13 protein-coding genes are annotated in these 16,741 nt (G+C 64.7%); 5 read left to right on the forward strand and 8 right to left on the reverse strand.

Translation table 11 applies throughout. The annotated features are described in order from the left end of the window. Positions 1–8: 8 nt before the first annotated feature. From ACZY1I_RS20760 to ACZY1I_RS20770, 3 genes are all read right to left on the reverse strand, one after another. The gene (locus ACZY1I_RS20760) at positions 9–308 is read right to left on the reverse strand and encodes a PE family protein (protein WP_463756478.1); all 300 of its coding nucleotides are present in this window, start codon (positions 306–308) and stop codon (positions 9–11) included. Positions 309–445: 137 nt separating this feature from the next. Beyond that, positions 446–1,729 (reverse strand): PPE family protein, encoded by a 1,284-nt coding sequence (locus ACZY1I_RS20765; RefSeq protein ID WP_463756482.1) that lies wholly within the window; start codon positions 1,727–1,729, stop codon positions 446–448. A 415-nt stretch (positions 1,730–2,144) separates the two neighbouring features. Next, positions 2,145–2,336 carry a ferredoxin gene (locus ACZY1I_RS20770; RefSeq protein WP_463756485.1) on the reverse strand — a complete coding sequence of 64 codons (192 nt, stop codon included), beginning with the start codon at positions 2,334–2,336 and terminating at the stop codon, positions 2,145–2,147. 74 nt (positions 2,337–2,410) lie between these two features. Here ACZY1I_RS20770 and ACZY1I_RS20775 point away from each other — a divergent pair, with 74 nt between their 5' ends. Then, positions 2,411–3,586 carry a cytochrome P450 gene (locus ACZY1I_RS20775; protein ID WP_463756489.1) on the forward strand — a complete coding sequence of 392 codons (1,176 nt, stop codon included), beginning with the start codon at positions 2,411–2,413 and terminating at the stop codon, positions 3,584–3,586. A 41-nt stretch (positions 3,587–3,627) separates the two neighbouring features. On the opposite strand, the gene eccCa is transcribed toward ACZY1I_RS20775, so the two are convergent. Together eccCa and eccB are read right to left on the reverse strand one after the other, a co-directional pair. Next, entirely contained in the window at positions 3,628–7,776 is a 4,149-nt protein-coding gene (eccCa, locus tag ACZY1I_RS20780; protein WP_463756491.1) for a type VII secretion protein EccCa, read from the reverse strand. Then, the gene (gene eccB / locus ACZY1I_RS20785) at positions 7,773–9,296 is read right to left on the reverse strand and encodes a type VII secretion protein EccB (protein WP_463756493.1); all 1,524 of its coding nucleotides are present in this window, start codon (positions 9,294–9,296) and stop codon (positions 7,773–7,775) included. The genes eccCa and eccB overlap by 4 nt, the downstream gene beginning before the upstream one ends. Positions 9,297–9,605: 309 nt before the next feature. Between eccB and malQ the strand changes: the two genes are divergently transcribed. The 3 genes from malQ (at position 9,606) to ACZY1I_RS20800 (ending at position 12,617) form a co-directional block, all read left to right on the forward strand. Then, the gene (gene malQ, locus ACZY1I_RS20790) at positions 9,606–11,753 is read left to right on the forward strand and encodes a 4-alpha-glucanotransferase (protein WP_463756495.1); all 2,148 of its coding nucleotides are present in this window, start codon (positions 9,606–9,608) and stop codon (positions 11,751–11,753) included. Further along, positions 11,750–12,205 carry a nuclear transport factor 2 family protein gene (locus tag ACZY1I_RS20795; protein ID WP_463756497.1) on the forward strand — a complete coding sequence of 152 codons (456 nt, stop codon included), beginning with the start codon at positions 11,750–11,752 and terminating at the stop codon, positions 12,203–12,205. The genes malQ and ACZY1I_RS20795 overlap by 4 nt, the downstream gene beginning before the upstream one ends. Before the next feature lie 112 nt (positions 12,206–12,317). Beyond that, positions 12,318–12,617, forward strand: a complete 300-nt coding sequence (locus ACZY1I_RS20800; RefSeq protein ID WP_463756499.1) for a hypothetical protein — start codon at positions 12,318–12,320, stop codon at positions 12,615–12,617. Between the two features lie 16 nt (positions 12,618–12,633). Here ACZY1I_RS20800 and ACZY1I_RS20805 read toward each other — a convergent pair whose 3' ends face one another. The 3 genes from ACZY1I_RS20805 to ACZY1I_RS20815 form a co-directional block, all read right to left on the reverse strand. Further along, positions 12,634–13,059, reverse strand: a complete 426-nt coding sequence (locus ACZY1I_RS20805; protein ID WP_463756501.1) for a type II toxin-antitoxin system Rv0910 family toxin — start codon at positions 13,057–13,059, stop codon at positions 12,634–12,636. Between the two features lie 160 nt (positions 13,060–13,219). Beyond that, a complete protein-coding gene (locus tag ACZY1I_RS20810; protein ID WP_463756504.1) occupies positions 13,220–13,630 on the reverse strand; it encodes an arsenate reductase/protein-tyrosine-phosphatase family protein in 411 nt (136 codons plus the stop codon). A gap of 221 nt (positions 13,631–13,851) precedes the next feature. Further along, positions 13,852–14,409 (reverse strand): hypothetical protein, encoded by a 558-nt coding sequence (locus ACZY1I_RS20815; RefSeq protein WP_463756506.1) that lies wholly within the window; start codon positions 14,407–14,409, stop codon positions 13,852–13,854. Between the two features lie 234 nt (positions 14,410–14,643). Between ACZY1I_RS20815 and ACZY1I_RS20820 the strand changes: the two genes are divergently transcribed. Further along, entirely contained in the window at positions 14,644–16,638 is a 1,995-nt protein-coding gene (locus ACZY1I_RS20820) for a DUF4407 domain-containing protein (protein WP_463756508.1), read from the forward strand. Positions 16,639–16,741 lie beyond the last annotated feature (103 nt).

Below are 16,741 nucleotides of genomic sequence, written 5' to 3' on the forward strand. Positions count from 1 at the left end.
TTGACTCCTTAGCCGGCTGCGGCCGCGTTGGCCGCCTCGGTCGCTGCGTAGGACCCCGAGCTGACACCGAGGGTGTTGACGAACATTTCGTGAATGGCTTGCGCCTGAGCGCTGACGGATTGGTAGACCTGCGCGTGAGCGACGAACTGCGCTGCAGTCAGCGCCGACACCTCGTCGGCCGCCGCCGGAACGATTCCCGTCGTCGGGGCCGCGGCCGCGGCATTCTGTGAGCCCATTGCCGAGCCGATCCCCTGCAACGTGCCGGCCGCAGCGGCCAATGCCTCAGGGTGCGTTGTCACAAATGACATGTATTTCTCCCTCAAATACTTTCCGGCGCAATGGCCGTCGGCGTGTGGTTACTGGTGGGGTCAACTCGACGACGCGCCATTGCGCCTCCTTTGCTGAAATCTGCTGTCGGACAACTACTTTGACCTGCCATCTGCCGTCATCCCGCCGACGGTGGTCGGGTGAGCACGTTGTAGCGGAATCCGTACCGGACGCCCAGATTGCCGGCGCGTTGTTCGCCGCGGGCACCCATCGGAACCCCTGGCGCGTTGACGGCGTTCACCGGGCCACTGAGAGAGCCACTGAGAGAGCCATTGAGAGATCCATTGACTGAGCCGAGATCCGGTGTCCCCATTAGTTTCACGCTCACCAGCTTCGCGCCGGCCCCGCTCGCCCCTTCCAGGCCGCCGGGGGCGCTGCCCCAACTCGCCGGAACCGAAAGCGCACCCACTTTGCTGGCCGAACCGATCCCCCCAGCTAGCCCCGGAGCCGTGTGGAAATGCCAGCCGCCGGCACCCAGGGCGGCGAATTGTGGTGTCGGATACCAGGCGCCACTGCCACCGGCCGTCGTTCCAAGGCCGTTGAACAGCTGCTGCCCGATCTGGGTGCCGAAGCTTCCAATGCCCACCCCGAAGTAAGCCTGCAGCGCTCTCACCACACCTTGGATGTTGGCGGTAGAGATGTTCGTGTAGTTGTTGGCCGGGGTCGGCAACCCATAGATCAGGAAATTCTGGATGGTGTTCCAGATGAAGTTCGGTTCGATCGCGGCTGCCGGCGACGCCGCGAGTTGCTGCAGCGCCTGAGGCACCGCAGCCGCCGAGACGAGTTGAGTCGCGCTCGTCTGCACCGCGTCAGCCGTCGCGGGAGTGGCCGTTGCCTGGCTCACGGCCGCGTCCTGCTGCTGTATCGCCTCCGCCGCACTGGTATTCGGCGGTTGGGCGAAGCCGGTCAATTCCGTAGCCGTCGCTGACGAGGCCGCGTACCCATACATCGCGACCGCGTCCTGCGCCCACATCTCCATGTACTGCGCCTCGGTCGCTGCGATCGCCGGGGTGTTCTGCCCGAAGAAATTGGTCGCGATCAAGGTCATCAACAGCACCCGGTTGGCGGCGACCACCGGCGGGGGCACTGTCATCAAGAAAGCAGTCTCGTAAGCCGCCGCAGCCGCTCGGGCCTGCAGACCGGTCTCCTCGGCCTGGGCTGCTGCCGTACTGAGCCAGCCCACATAGGGCACGACGGCCGCCAGCATCGCCTGTGACGCGGGACCGATCCATGGAGCACTTGTCAGCTCGGTGATGACCGAGTCGTAACCCGATGCTGCCGAGCCCATTTCGGCCGCTACTGCATCCCAAGCCGATGCCGCGGCAAGTATCGGTCCCGAGCCTGGACCGTCGTATATCCGTCCCGAATTAACTTCGGGCGGCAACGCACCGAAATCGAACACTACCCCTCCTCAACCGACCAGATGCCGGTCTTGGCTGTCACTATCGCGCTGTCGCAGCCGCGCTGCTGCCGCTGCGAAACACTTAAGTTCTGTGGCCCGATCTCGCCGGGCGGCCCGCTTACTTCGTGGCGTCTATCGATGAGCCGCAGGCGGGGATCATCCGCGGTTCGAACATCGCCCTGAAAAACACGGGCACATAGCATCTCCAAGGTTGTTCGAACCAACATTCATACGAAACTCTAAAGGTCGATCAGGAGCTACGTAGCCGTCGATGCCAACTATTCATTCCTCGCAAACTTCTGTTAATTTGCCGTTAATTCAGAGGTTGAGCACGATCCTCGTCACCTGCGAGATTGCTGAAAACGCCGCACGCCCGAAAGGTACAGCGCGCCGCTGTAGTTGGCGTGCAGTTCATTTAGTCCTCTAAGACAAGTGCCATTTCAGGGCAGGAGGCGACGCCATCGCGAATTAACTGCTCGTCTTCGGGAGGCACTGAGCGCTCCTCGAGGATCGAGTAACCAGACTCATCGATCGGGAACAGGTCCGGATCCACCGCGTAGCACTGGGCGTGTCCGACGCACTTGGACCGTTCGAGACGAACCTTCACTTGGTTTCCTCCATCGACCGCTGAGTCAGATACGTAGACTAGCCGCGCATGCCGTCAGGCAGAATCTTCAGCTCATGAGCACATCGGGACTGAGCCAGTTCGGTGATTTTCATCTGCCGCGGCTTGACTATTCGGGACTGCCGTTCACCGAAGACCGGGGTGTCGGATGGAAAACGTTGCGAGACGCCGGGCCGGTCGTGTTCATGAACGGTTACTACTACCTGACCCGACGCGAGGACGTACTGGCGGCCTTGCGCAATACCAAGGCTTTCTCCAATTCGGTGCTGCAGCCCCCGGGCAACCCGCTGCCGGTAATCCCGCTCGCGTTCGACCCGCCGCAGCACACCCGCTACCGGCAGATCCTGCAGCCCTATTTCAGTCCCTCGTCGCTGAGCAAGTCGCGGCCGGTGCTGGAGCGCCATGCGGCCGACATGATCGGTGCCATCGCCAGCCGGGGCGAGTGCGAAGTGATGGCAGATTTTGCGAAGCTGTATCCCTACCAAGTGTTTCTGGACCTCTACGGCATGCCGGTGGAGGATCGTGATCGCCTGATCGCCTGGAAAGACGCCATCATCGGTGACACGCCGACTATTACCTTGGCCGAGGCGCAGGCGGGCGAAATCGCGCTGTTCGAATATCTCAAAGATGCTGTGCTGCAGCGCCGTAGTAACCCCGGCACGGACATGCTGTCTCAGGTGATGCTCGCCGAGGGTGACTTCAGTGATGTCGAATTGCTCGGCATGAGCCACCTGTTGATCCTCGCGGGTCTGGATACCGTGACCGCAATCATCGGGTTCTGCCTGTTCGAACTGGCGCGCAGACCGGAGTTACGTGCGGAGCTTCGCGACAACCCAAGGCAGATCAGGGTTTTCATCGAAGAGATCATTAGGCTGGAACCACCGGCGCCGGTGGCGCCACGGATCGTCACGCAGTTTGTCAACGTCGGCGGCATGACGTTGCCGCCGGGTTCGCAGGTTCGGTTGTGCATGGCCGCGGTCAACCGGGACGGCAGCGACGCGTGGTCCACCGACGAACTCGTCATGGATGGAAAAGTGCACCGACACTGGGGTTTTGGCGGCGGACCACACCGCTGCCTGGGTTCCCATCTGGCGCGGATCGAGCTGACGGTCGTCATCGCCGAATGGTTGACCCAGATTCCGGATTTCGAACTGCCGCCGGATTACGCTCCCGACATCAGATTCCCGTCGAAGTCATTCGCGCTCAAGGCCGTACCGCTGCGCTGGGGTTGACCCGAAAGTCCGAGCCAACCCCAGCCGCAGCGACAGCGGTCTTACTTACGCACCTCGGTTGCCGCAACCTGCACGAAGATACCGGTGTCCTCGGCCATCAGCAGGCCTCGACCACGGGGCAGCGGACCGCCCTTCATCTTGCCGCGGATGAAGCCCTCGTCCGGATCGGCGTCCATTACCAATAGCGGCGAGTTGGCCTGGTGCAGGGCGCGCAGCATCGGGTCGCTGCCGGCCGAAGACCAGCCACCGAAGGTGCGGGTGGTGATCACATGCAGGCCCACGTCGGCTGCTCGGGTGACGAACGGAACCACCTTGTGCAATGGCGAGTCGAAGCCAGGCGGTAGCTGCTGGATGTCGTCGACGATCAGGAAGATCTCCGGACCGCTCCACCACGACCGCGACAACAGCTCCTCGGCGGACAGCCCGGGCGGAGGCTCACGGCCTGCCAGGGCGGCAGACAATTCGCCCATCATCGCCGTCACGCCGTCGAGGTTGTAGGCGAACTTCTCCACATACTCCGAGCCGAGCGTGGTCAGCAGCTGGCGACGGGGGTCGACCAGCCAGACCTGCGCGGTCCGTCGTCCGGGTGGCGGCGGCGGAGCACTCGTGGCACCAGGCGCGTACAACCGCCCGATCTCGGACATGATGGTGGCCAGCGTCGTGGTACGCCCACATTCGCGTCGGCCGGTGACCATCAGGTGCGAGTTCTCGGCGAAGTTGAGATAGACCGGCTGCAGGTCCAATTCTGAAATCGCCCAAGCGATTCCGCCGACACCGACGCCCTGGCGGGTATCCCGCGCCGCAAGCTCGCGCACCTGCTCCACGCCGAACCGTGCAGGCAGACGACGCACCGGCGGGGCCGAGCCCGTCGTCAGCCGCCTGACCGCTGCGACAATGCTGTCGCTCTCGAAGACGTTGTCCGCGGTGTTGGCCAGCGCCGGCCGAGCGATCAGGGTGTGCAGGCCGGCCTGTGGGTCGCTGTCCAACCGCACGTAGTTGACCGCCACCATGCCACGGCCAGGCTTGACCGGGACTTCCTTGGCGAATCGAGAACGCACCAGCTTGGCATCTTCCACCGCGGCCAGTCGCAGCTCGACACGAGAGCCGAAACCACTACGCACCGGCGGTCGCAGTTCCGATTCACGGTCGGCGGTGACGATCACGTGCACGCCGAACGAGGGACCCTGGTTGATGATCATGTTGACCTGCTCGATCAACACCTCGTTCTCTTCGGCCAGCGCCCGGTAGTTGTCGATGACCAGGAAGACGTCGCCGAAGCCATCGTTGGGCACCGGGCCGGCTTCGCCGGCGAACTTACGTCGCCGGAACATCTCCATCGAAGCGATGCCGTACTCGAGGAAGCTGCGCTTGCGCTCGCGCACCAACGCCAGCAACTCGGCCACCGTGCGGCGCACGCCATACGGATCGGTCGGGCCGGCCACCTCACCCACGTGCGGCAACTGCGCCACGGTCGTCAATGCGGTGCTGCTGTAGGACAGGCAGTAGAACTGCACCTGCTCGGGCGTATGGGTCAGCGCCGCCGCACAGATCAGAGTCTGCAGTGCGGTCGTCTTCCCGGAACCGCCGGCGCCCAGGATCAGCACGTTGGATCCCGGCCCGGAGGTGTCGACCGTCCACGGCGGCTGGTCATGCTTGAACGGGCGGTCGATGATTCCGAGCGCGAACACCAGATTCCGGGCTGTGCCGTAGTCCTTGTGCCAGGGCCGACCGAGCAGGCGGTTCACCAGTTCGTCGATGGGCACCGGGCGGGTCAGGGGTGGCTGCCACAACCGGTAGGGCTCGAAGTCGATCCGGCGCAGTTGGTCGATGATCACCGTGCCGACCTTGGGCGTCCGGATCGCTTGCTCCTCTTCCTCCTCCACCACTTCGCCGTTGGCATATGCCGCGATCGGCTCGATGTTGGGGCTGCCGACACTGACCTCGAGCGGCGTAAAGGAGTTGGTGAACAGTTGCGGGCGGACGTAGTCGATGCTGTGCACCAGCACCGGCGCTTCCTCACCGTCGGCGCTGGAAATCCGCAGGTAGTCGCGCCACAGGAACTCGGCCTGGAACCGGATGATGTCTTCGAGGCTCTTCCGGAAATAGCCCAGACCGGCCTGCGCCGGCAGGTTGACCGCGTTCGGCACGCCGGCCGCCTGGGCGGCGCCCGCGGTACGTGCCTTCAGCACCAAGCGGTAGCCCATGTTCTCCATGAGCTTCTCGGCGCGGCTCTCAATGGTCTGCGAGGCCATCATCAGGTGGATCCAGTAGGCACGTCCCTGCCGGCCGATGGAGTCCAGCACGTCGACCGCGGTCGGCATGATCCGGAACCACTCGTAGAACTCGTCGATCACGACGACGAGCATCGGCAGCGGCGCCATGTCCTGGCCGCGGGCCCGCATTCTGACCCGAACCGAGTTGTACTCCTTGGCGTCGTCGACACCGGCGCTGTCACAGATCGCCTTACGCCGGGCAATCTCGCCCCACAGCGCGTCCAGGAATCGCTCCATCAACGCCTGGTCTTCTTCCAGGTCGGTGATGATGCGCGAGACGTGCGGTACGCCGGCAAACGGCTTGACGGCCGATCCACCCTTGAGGTCGGCGAGCACAAACTGCAGTTCCTCCGGCGGGTGAGCGAGCAGCAGTGACTCGATCACGGTTCGCACCAAGGTGGACTTACCGGAGCCGGTGGTACCGGACATGACGCCGTGTGGGCCGTCACCGCCCTCGTCCAGCGACTTCATGTCCAGGAACAGCAGCTCGCCGTTGTCGGAGCGGTTGCCGAACGGCACCCGCAAGCGGGACCGGCCCATGGTGTCGGTACGGCTGCCCCACAGGTCCTCGAAGTCGATCGAGGACGGGTCGGTGACGCCGTAGTAGGACAAGATGTCTCGGGCACCGATGTGGGCTACCCGTTGCCCGATCTCCTCGTACGCCTCGGCGAGGCGCCACTGGGCCAGCTTCTGGGCGAACTCCTCGGCCTCGGCGATGCTCGTCTGGTCGGTCAGCGCGAAGAACCACGCCTTGTCGTCGATCACCATCCAGGTGTCACGGTCGCGGGGCAGGGCCTCGATCACGCCGATCTTGTCGAACTCCAGCTTGCGCTCGGGGACTTCGGTCCACATCGGCGAACCGGTCAGGTCGAAGAACGTCACGCCGTCGACGCCTTCGGCGCTGATCACGTACTCCCACTGCGGGTCATCGACGTCGGCGATGATCACGTGGTGAGGTGTGGGGGTCTGCGCCGATGAGCTGGCGTGCCGCGGCGTGAACGATCCGCGTCCGGCGAACAGTTCAGCCTGCTCCGCGGCGAATTCCCGCACCGAGCTGTAGACCATCCGCGCGCTGCCTGCGGCGTCGTTGCGCCGTGCGTCACCGAAGTGCGGCAACCACTTCACCCAGTCCCACTCGTCCAGATCGGAACTGACGACGATCAAGCGCATGTGGTCGGGCCCGTGCGAGAAGGCCAACTGCAGGATGATCGAGCGCATCAGCTCGAGTGTCTGCTCACGCTCGCCCACCAGCGCGTACCAGGGCTCGACGAGCACCGAGATCATCTTGGGCAGGTTGTAGACGACACTCTGGTAGCGGCCGAATTCCTGCAGCGCCTTACCCGTTACCGGCTCCAACTCGATGTCGGTCGGCATGTTCTGCGGCTCGCCCCAGGTCACCTCGGGACGGGTCATGCCGACGCCGACGCGGACGACCCCGAAGTTGAGGTCCCTTCCGTCCGGCTTGCGCTCCCACATCCGCTGAGAACCGACCGCGGCCGCCAAGGTGTTCGGCGCCGGGTGGAACCACCGGTAATTGGCGTCCATGCTGTCCGCCGACTCCTGGGCGGTCTCGCGCAGCATGTCCAGCATCAGCATGAACTGCGCGCGCATGGCGTCCAGTTTCGGTCGGCTCATCTGCTGCTGGCCGCCGCCGACGCCGCGGAACATCATCAACATCATGCCGCCGACCATGAAGATCGGGAAGATCGATCCGACGCCGCCGAATACGTGGGAACCACTGGCGAACGTCATCGCCACCATGCCGCCGAGGAGGCCGATGACGACAACGCCGACCACGATCAGCCACCAGGGCTTGCCCTCCGGAGGAGGAATGCTCAGCGGCGTCGGCAGGACGATGTTCTCGGGCTTGATTACCGGCGGACGCTCCGGCGTAGGGCGTGCAAAACCACGTTTCACTTCGGTACCACCAACTCTGCAGGCGTCATGTCCATAGGTAGGGTGTCGTGCTCAACCAGCGCATCCGCGCGTGACAGGGTCGGGCCCTGCGGCAGCAACCGCAGCGCCACCCACGGCGCCAGACTCGGCTGCAGGGTCAGCCCGAGGGCGTCACGTGCTTCTTTGGTGTCGTCCACGCCGAACCGCGCGCCGGCATTGGTGAGCCACCACAGCGACTCTGCTGTCGTTGCACCCGGATTGTTGCCGGTCACGGCAACGAAGTTCGCGTAGTTGGGGCCGTAGTAGATCTGGTCGGCCTCGCGGCCGGTCATGTCGGCCTTCACCAGGTTCACGACCTTGTTCATCTCGCTTGACTTGACCGGAAGGGTCGGCCCGGAGACCACCTGCACGCGAGCCCGGTTCTCACCCGCGGTCCGCTCCCACCACCAGCAGGTCGACGGGTTCTCCCGGATGTCCATCACGTTCAACGGATCGTTCGGATAAGACGATAGGTCCAGCCGGTTCACCACCGGCATCTTGGCCAACACCGAGGGCTCGACCGTGACCGGCTTGGTGTTACCGGGGCGCCCGGCGTTCTGCAGGATCTGCGCTACCAACGGCGGCAGCGTTTGCACGCCGTCCACCAGTACCAGCGAATACTGTTGCGGCCCACTGATCTGCGGCGTCACCAGGATCGTCCCGGCGGGACCGGGAGCACCCGGGAAGGTGGCCGGAGCTCCCGCGTTCGGTACCTCGGGAACCAGCAATTCGGGTCCGACCGGCAGCGCGTCGTAGAGAGCGTGGCTCATCGGCCGCGCCTGGCTGACCTGCTCCGGGGTCAAGCCCAAGGGCAACAGCACCGCCCGGTCCGTCGCGTCGATCTTCGAACGGCGACCCTCGCGGATGACCCAGGTGTTGCCGCCGTAGCTCAGCACCACGGCATCTGATCCGTTCAGCACCTTGCGGTGCCCGGACATGTCCGGGGTTCCGTCGATCACGGTCACCGTCACGCCACCCGGAGTTGGCAGACCCGATGATGTGCCGCCGACGGTGTCGCACACCAGCCACGACGAAGCGGGAGGATTCTTGGGCGCGAACTCCGACGGCGCTCCCGGAATGCCGACCAGCGGGCCGTGCGGCATGGAGCTGATCTGGGTGCCCTTGACCTGGTGCGGGTTGTCGGGTCGCCCGGTGATCAGCCGTGCGGATGCCAGGTTCAACGCGGGGTACAACCTGTCCCCCACCTTGACGTAGAGCGCGCCAGTGTCCCGATCGGCGATGATCGGTGCGTCGTTGATCTGCCCCGATGGGCTGATGAACGAGTACAGCAACGCTCCCAGGCAGATCACCAGGGAAGCGGATACCGATGCAACCACGGCCAGCGTCTGACGCCGGCCCGGTTCGATCTCCATGCGCACCCGCCACCGGGTCAACGCCATCGCGGTCCGGCGCGCCAGGAACTGGTATCCGGTTACCTGGGTCCGCGTCGACAACCCAAGGCCGTACCCCGACCCTCGCTGTCCGCGGCTATGTTCGGCCACGCTTGATCACCTCTCGGTCAGTCAAAACGCTGAAATTTGTAGCGCTTGGATTTAGTAGGCGCTAAAGCACGTGGATAACCGTAGGGCAATCGCGCAGACCTTGCCAGACGGCCACGACCGCGCTGGATCCCCCAAGGTTTCGTTGTATCTTCACTGGGCATGTTAGCTGCGAATGGGCGAGTCGGCGCGGTAAGTCGCAGACTGTGGCATCCGCCATGCTGAGTTCTGGGCACCTGCTCGGCGAATACTCTTGGATGAAATCGCCCCGCTGTTCCCCATATTCCGGTGCCGGGCGCAAAGATGGGCGACATGACTGAGCTTGCGCCTTCGCTAGTCGAACTCGCCCAGCAGTTCGGCATCGCGACCAGTTATCAGGACTGGACCGGGCGGCTCGTACTCGTCTCCGAAAACACCCTGGTGGCTGTTCTCGGCGCTCTGGGTGTGCCCGCCGCCACCGAGCAGGCCCGCAATACCGCATTGACCGCACACCTTCGCGCTCACTGGGCCCGGCCACTACCGCCCACCATCGTCGGCCGATCGGGCGCCCAGACGCAGTTCTGGGTGCATGTGACCCACGGGGATCCGGCCGAAGTGACGCTGCAACTCGAGGACGGGACGGAACGCAGCGGATTGGCGCAGGTCGACAACTTCACTCCACCCTTCGACCTGGACGGACGATGGGTCGGCGAGGCCAGCTTCGTGTTGCCCACAGATCTGCCGCTCGGCTATCACCGTGTGCAGCTGAAATCCGGCGACTATCAGACCAGCACCGCCCTGGTGGTGACGCCTGATTGGCTGGGCCTGCCGCAGAGCCTTGGCGCGCATCGCGGCTGGGGCCTGGCCACTCAGCTTTACAGCGTGCGGTCTCAACAGTCCTGGGGTGTCGGCGACCTCGGCGACCTGGCCGATCTCGCGCTGTGGTCGGCTTCAGCGCACGGAGCCGACTATGTATTGGTGAATCCGCTGCACGCCGCGGCACCTCCCGGACCGAACGAGCCCATGGAGCCATCGCCTTACCTGCCGACCTCGCGGCGCTTCGTCAATCCGCTTTACCTTCGTGTCGAAGCCATTCCCGAGTACGCGGATTTAGCCAAGCGCGGTCGGGTGCGCCAGTTGCGCGCCGAGGTGCAGGCCAATGCGGATCAGATCGACAGCATCGACCGCGACGGCGCATGGGCCGCCAAACGGGCCGCTCTGAAACTCATCCACCGGGAACCCCGATCGGCAGGTCGCGAGATCGCCTACGCCGCGTTCCGGACCCGGGAGGGCCGCGCCCTGGACGACTTTGCCGCCTGGTGTGCCTTGGCTGAGAAGCACGGCGCCGACTGGCATCGGTGGCCCAAATCGTTGCGGCATCCGTATGGCCGAGGGGTCGCGGAATTCGTCGCCAAGAACGCCGCCGCGGTCGATTTTCACCGCTGGCTGCAATGGCAACTGGACGAGCAGCTCGCTGGGGCGCAGTCACAGGCCACTCGTGCCGGTATGTCGCTGGGGATCATGCACGACCTCGCGGTCGGCGTCCATCCCAATGGAGCAGACGCGTGGGCACTGCAGGACGTGCTGGCCCTAGGGGTCACCGCGGGAGCACCCCCAGACGAGTTCAACCAGCTCGGCCAGGACTGGTCGCAGCCACCGTGGCGGCCAGACCGGCTCGACGAGCTGGAGTATCGACCGTTCCGTGCTCTGATCCGGGCGGTGCTGCGGCACGCCGGAGGCGTACGCATCGACCACATCATCGGCTTGTTCCGGTTGTGGTGGATCCCAAGCGGCGTGCCGCCCACTGATGGCACCTACGTGCGCTACGACCACGAAGCGATGATCGGGATCGTCGCCCTCGAGGCGCAGCGGGCCGGAGCGGTGGTGGTCGGCGAGGACCTGGGAACCGTCGAGCCGTGGGTCCGAGACTACTTACTACTACGTGGCGTTCTGGGCACGTCGATCCTCTGGTTCGAGGCGGACCGCGACGGTTCCGGTGGCCCGCTGCCGGCGGAGCGATGGCGGGAGTATTGCTTGTCCTCGGTGACCACCCACGACCTGCCGCCGACTGCCGGCTATCTGGCCGGTGACCATGTCCGACTGCGTGAATCGCTGGGACTGCTGACTCGGCCCGTCGATGCCGAACTCGAGGCCGCTGCGGCAGACCGCGCGGCATGGTTGGCCGAACTGCGCCGCGTCGGCCTCATCGAGGACGGCGAGGACGACCCAGAGCAGCTGATCCTGGCCTTATACCGATACCTGGGTAGGACGCCGTCACGGCTGCTGGGCGTGGCACTGACCGATGCTGTCGGCGATCGACGCACTCAGAACCAGCCCGGCACCACCGACGAGTACCCGAACTGGCGAATTCCGTTGACCGGCCCGGACGGACGTCGACTGCTGTTGGAAGACATCTTCACCGATCCTCGGGCGGCCACCCTGCTCGAGGCGGTGCGCAGCCAGACGGCCGCGACGTCGTGACGCTTACCGTCGCGGACCGACTGGCTCTGGGCGACCTGGTCCACCGCTATGCCGCCTACGTCGATGATCGGCAATTCGATTCAGTGACAGAGCTTTTCGTGGAAACAGCGGAATTGAAGGTGCCGGATCCGCCGGCCGCGCTGGAACCGATCCATGCACACCGTGGTCTGGTGGCCATTGCCGCGGCCGTCGCTGCCGTCGAGCAGGTGGAGCGGACCGAGCACGAGATCGTCGGCGAGATCTACGACGCGGCGCCGCGGCCCGGGTTCGCACGCGGCCGCATCACCTGTATCGCGCACCACTGGAATCGCCGTGCCGACGAAGTGGCCGATGTCGTCTGGCACCTGCGTTACGACGACGAGTACGAGTCGACTGACGTGGGCTGGCGGATCGGCAGCCGTGCCCTGACCATAAACGCCATCGAGACCCGACAAGTACGGCGGCTGCGCTAGCACAGGTTGGGTCGGAACCCGTTTGTCCAGAAAGCTTTTCGGGTAGGTAACGAAAGGGCTTCAAGCGGCCGCGGGACGGTCGAATGCAATGAATGCGACAGAGGAGACACTGTTGACAGACATAGCGCACCATCCGGTAGGTCTGCATTCGCATGGTTCCGCGGAGGATCTGGACAATCTCGAAGCGAAAGTCGAGTGGGTCCCTGGACTTGTCGTCGTCGTCGGGACTGTCATCGCAATCGCGGTCTCGGCGATCACCTTCACGCTCGGTCATCCTGGCATCGGCGTCGCCGCGACGAGTTGCGGGATGCTGGCGTTCAGTGCCGGATTGGCTTGGTTAGCCGAGGAGCGGCGCCGGGTTCGTCAGGCCGAACGTGAGTTCATGGTCGGGGTCCTGCCTCAAAACCGCTAGCGCACAGGGCCGGTCGCTACAGTTGGGCCAGATTGTGCACAGATTTTTCTACATCCGACCGAATGATCCTGGCAACCAGTTTGCCGACGGGTCCGCCCAGAACGCCCCCGGACAGATCGGCCGTGAGGTGGAAGTCCGAGCCCGGATCCTTCTTGGCGACCGACATCGCCACGGTCAGTCGAACCCCACCTCGGCCGCGCCCGCTGAGCTCGATCGCATTCGGTTCGTCGTACTTGGTCACTTCCCAGTGGATGACGTTGCGAAATCCCTTGACCTTGATGCAAGACGAAACGCGCGTGCCCTTCTCGATCTTTTCGGGAACCTCGCCGCGCCAACCGGCGAAGATCGTCATCCACTCGTCGAAGCGACCAAGGTCGGACGCAAGTTTCCAGGCGGCTTCCGGTTCCACCTTCGATGTCGTCGAAACGTCTACTCGTGCCAACTCATTCGCTCCTCACCGCGGCCGTGCCGCATGTTTCGAGGTACCCGGGCGTCGCGGGTCGGAAACACCGCAGGTAATGGCCGCAATTGCGCGCAAATGAATTCCGGCGCCGCAGGCCCGACACTATGGACCCACGGCGCCGGTTTCGCGATCAGCGCGATTACGTGGGGCAGACCTGCTCGACCCAGTCCTTCACGAGCTTATTGTTCTTGGTGTAGTCCGGGTCATCGAAGTGCGCCCCGCCAGTGGTGACGAAGTGCTCGATCGCGGCCTTGACCTTGGACGGGGGGCTGTACTGCTCGAGGGTGTCTGCGGCCTTGCGCGCGGCATCCTTGTCCGACGCCGTGATCAGGTCCAGGTTCGCGCCGGTCACATCGACGCACTGGCTAGTGTCCAGCTGCGTAACGGGAGCCGACTCGGTGGAGCTTTCTTCGGTCGAGGGGGCTGCGGCGGATGTCGACTTGCCGGAACTGGTGCCCGACGAATGGACTGTCACCGTTTTGCCAGACGAACAGCCCGTGATGAGTGTGGCAGTGACCACGACAGCCGCGAACAACCATCGCTTGGCCATAGAAACCTCCTAGTTAATCCCCGTTTTTGACTACACACCCCGCTAGATGCGCATCGCCGCCGCCCCACGTTGCGGCTGCACCGGGGTACATTAGCGCACCGTTGCTGGCTAGCCCTCAGGTTTGACGTGTATAACGGCGCGACGCGCACGCGCGAACGAGCCAGCACAGCGACCGGCAATTGGAACTACGCCCGATCTGGCATGTAAGACAGTCGAATTCGTCAACCATCCCGGCGTGCCAGCTCGGCGGCCACGTCGATGACCTGTGCGCCCTGAGAGTTGGGCGAATCGATCTCTTCCTTCACGTGCTGCGCGATGACCCGGCGGATTTCTCCGTCCACGCCGGCCAGGATGCGCAGCATTTCGCCGCGAATCGACTTGGACGACACATTCACCGTGATATCGGAGGGTCGCGGTTTCGAGACGTCAACGATGAGCAATAGCGGTTCCGCCGCGCGTGCGGTGGCACGTAACGCAATATCGCCGGCCACCACGAAGCGCTGCTTGTCCAGCCGCAAGTCGATAAGCAGATCGATGGACAGTGGAATGTGGATGACGAACGTGATGAGCTCGCCGAGTTTGCGGGTCACCCAGGGCTCTTGAATCTTGACCTTCGCACTCACCTTCGCAATGCCACCCGGACCCTGCGCCATCGGTTCGATGGCGAATTCGGTGCCCGCGAGGTCGGAGAGCGCGGACGCGACACGGTCCGGCGTCACCGCAGTCTCGAAAAATTTGCGGCCAAACTCTTCGTAGGTGATCAAGTCATGGTTTTGCATAGATTGATACCGTCTCATGCCGTCCGCGCTGTCTGGCGTTGACCCGCTCGCGTCGCCGCAATTTGACCGCGGACAAGCACCGGCGGCCCTGTTTGCGGGGCGGCTCTGCGGCCCCTGTGAGTGATCTGTGGCCACCCATCACCGGGTTGTGAACAACGCCACAAGGGAGCTCTTCGATTCGGTGTGTCGGGTGGCAGCCTGCCACGCTGGAGGTAATTGGAGGTGTTGGAGTCCATGCGCGCGCACGAATTTACTGAGCAGCGCTCGGTCGTTTCGCGGTTCGAAGGGCTGCTGACCTGGCTTGGTGGTGGGCATTCCCCGGAACTCGGGGAGCGCCATGAGCGGTCCATGCACGCCGTCGCGGGCGCCGTAGTGGTGTTCGGGGCCGGGCTGGCGTGGCTGGTGGCCACGCTGGCGGTCCAGGCTGCTGTAGCCGGTTCGGTTCCACTTGGGGTGACCATCGCGTTGACCCTTGTCTTCGGCTTGTTGGTTGGCGCAGTCGCTCGTGGCATTGCCAGCGGTCCGGCTCGAGGTTGGTCCGGCCTGGCGAGTCGCGCGGCGGTTGCTGTCGCTGTCGGCGTGGTCGTGGGCGAGCTCGCGGCACTGGTCGTCTTCGCCGGTGCGATCGACCACCGGCTGGATGAACGGGCGCTGCGCACCGCGGACTCGGCCCCGGCCGTTGCGCAGGCCTCGACCACCCTGCAGCAGGCGCGTGAGGCACGCGGTGCGCTCGACAGCTCGGTCGAGCAAGCTCGCGGTCACCTGGACAAGGCCCTGGTGGTGGCACGTTGTGAATACAACCCCACGCCCGGCTGCCCGCAGACCCGCATCACGGGCGTTCCCGGCCGGGGACCAGAGACTCGCAGCTCAAATGAGCTGCTCGCCGACGCGCAGCGCGAGCTGGACAACGCACTGGCCGTCCGCGACCGGCAGGCGCCTGACCTGGACGCGACGGTGTCGCGCGACCAGCAGGCGCTGAACGCCGCGAGGAACAATGTGGTGGCCGACGCCGGTCACGGCCTCGGCTCCCGCTGGGTAGCCATGAACGAACTGACCCTCGCCGGTCCGGGGGCCAGCGCCGGCGCTCTGGTCCTGAGGGTCTTGACGATCGCGTTCTTCACGCTGCTGTACCTGATGCCGCTGATTCTGCGGATGTGGCGCGGCGAGACCACCCACGACCGGCATTCAGCGGCCCGCGCGGAACAGGAGCGCGCCGAACTGGATGCCGACACCGCGATCGCGGTCAAGCGGGCAGAGGTCCGCCGCGCCGCTGAAATCATGTGGGCCGAGCATCAGCTCGCCCAGACCCGCCTTGCCATCGAGGCCCAGGCCGAGATCGACCGCGAGCAGCAGCGACGTCGAGTTGTCGAAGCGCTCGAGGCCCCAGTGCACGCTTTGTCGGAGCGTACCTTCGAGCCCGTGGAGGAAGACATGTATTTGCCGATCGCCGCTGAAGCCGAGGCTGCCAGCCGTGGTTATCCATCCGCGAGGGCCGAACTGCCCCCCGGGCAGCAGTATGTCGATGCCCAGCTTGAGGTCGCGGAGTACGCGCCTGCACAGATCCAGCCGGTCGCACAATCCGTCGAGCACTACGAAGCACCCAGAGAGCCCCGCGAGGTCCCGCGAGAGGTAGAAGTGGCTAATGACGAACGCTCACCGCTGATTCCATCCATCCCGGACGCCACTAAGGCGGCTGCTCGCTGGATCCGTCCGTTGATGCCGCCTTTCGTCGCCCGGGTGATCGACAACACCACCCAGCCGCTGCGCTCGGCACGTCAGGTGTTCGAAGAGGTCGAGGAGATCGCCTTCTCACTCAAGCGCACCCGCAAGGTGACGGTGAACTCCGAGAGTTCCGATGGCGCTGGGCAGCCGCAGCAGGTGCAGCAGGGGCAGCCCCAACAGGTGCTGCAACCTCCTGCTCCCGAGACCCGGGCGAACCCGCCCGCCGGTCCCACCCGGATCGAATCGTCGCGTGGCGAATCGGCGCGGGAGAACTATGCGCAGTACTACGACTCCGGAAACTACGGCCATGTCGGGGGCAGTGCCGACAGACCGTCGCTGGGTCAGGTTCCCCCGCGGGACGCAACGAACCTTTCAGTCGGAACGTCGGGACGGCATGGCCGGCGCGAGCTGGTGGAGCGGGATGGGCCCCGTGAACTGGCGGAGCGGGACGGTCCCCGTGAGCTACGCCCGCCCGAAGGACCGTGGCAACTGCCGCCCGCCAAATAGCCTGGCGCAACACCTGATAGCGACAGGTACAGTCGCCGAGTCGTGCGACATAAACCTGGCGAGTCGCCGCTGTCGGCGCGGCGTATTATCGGGCGGTCGGAAT

Source organism: Mycobacterium sp. IDUB_37 (assembly GCF_055419245.1).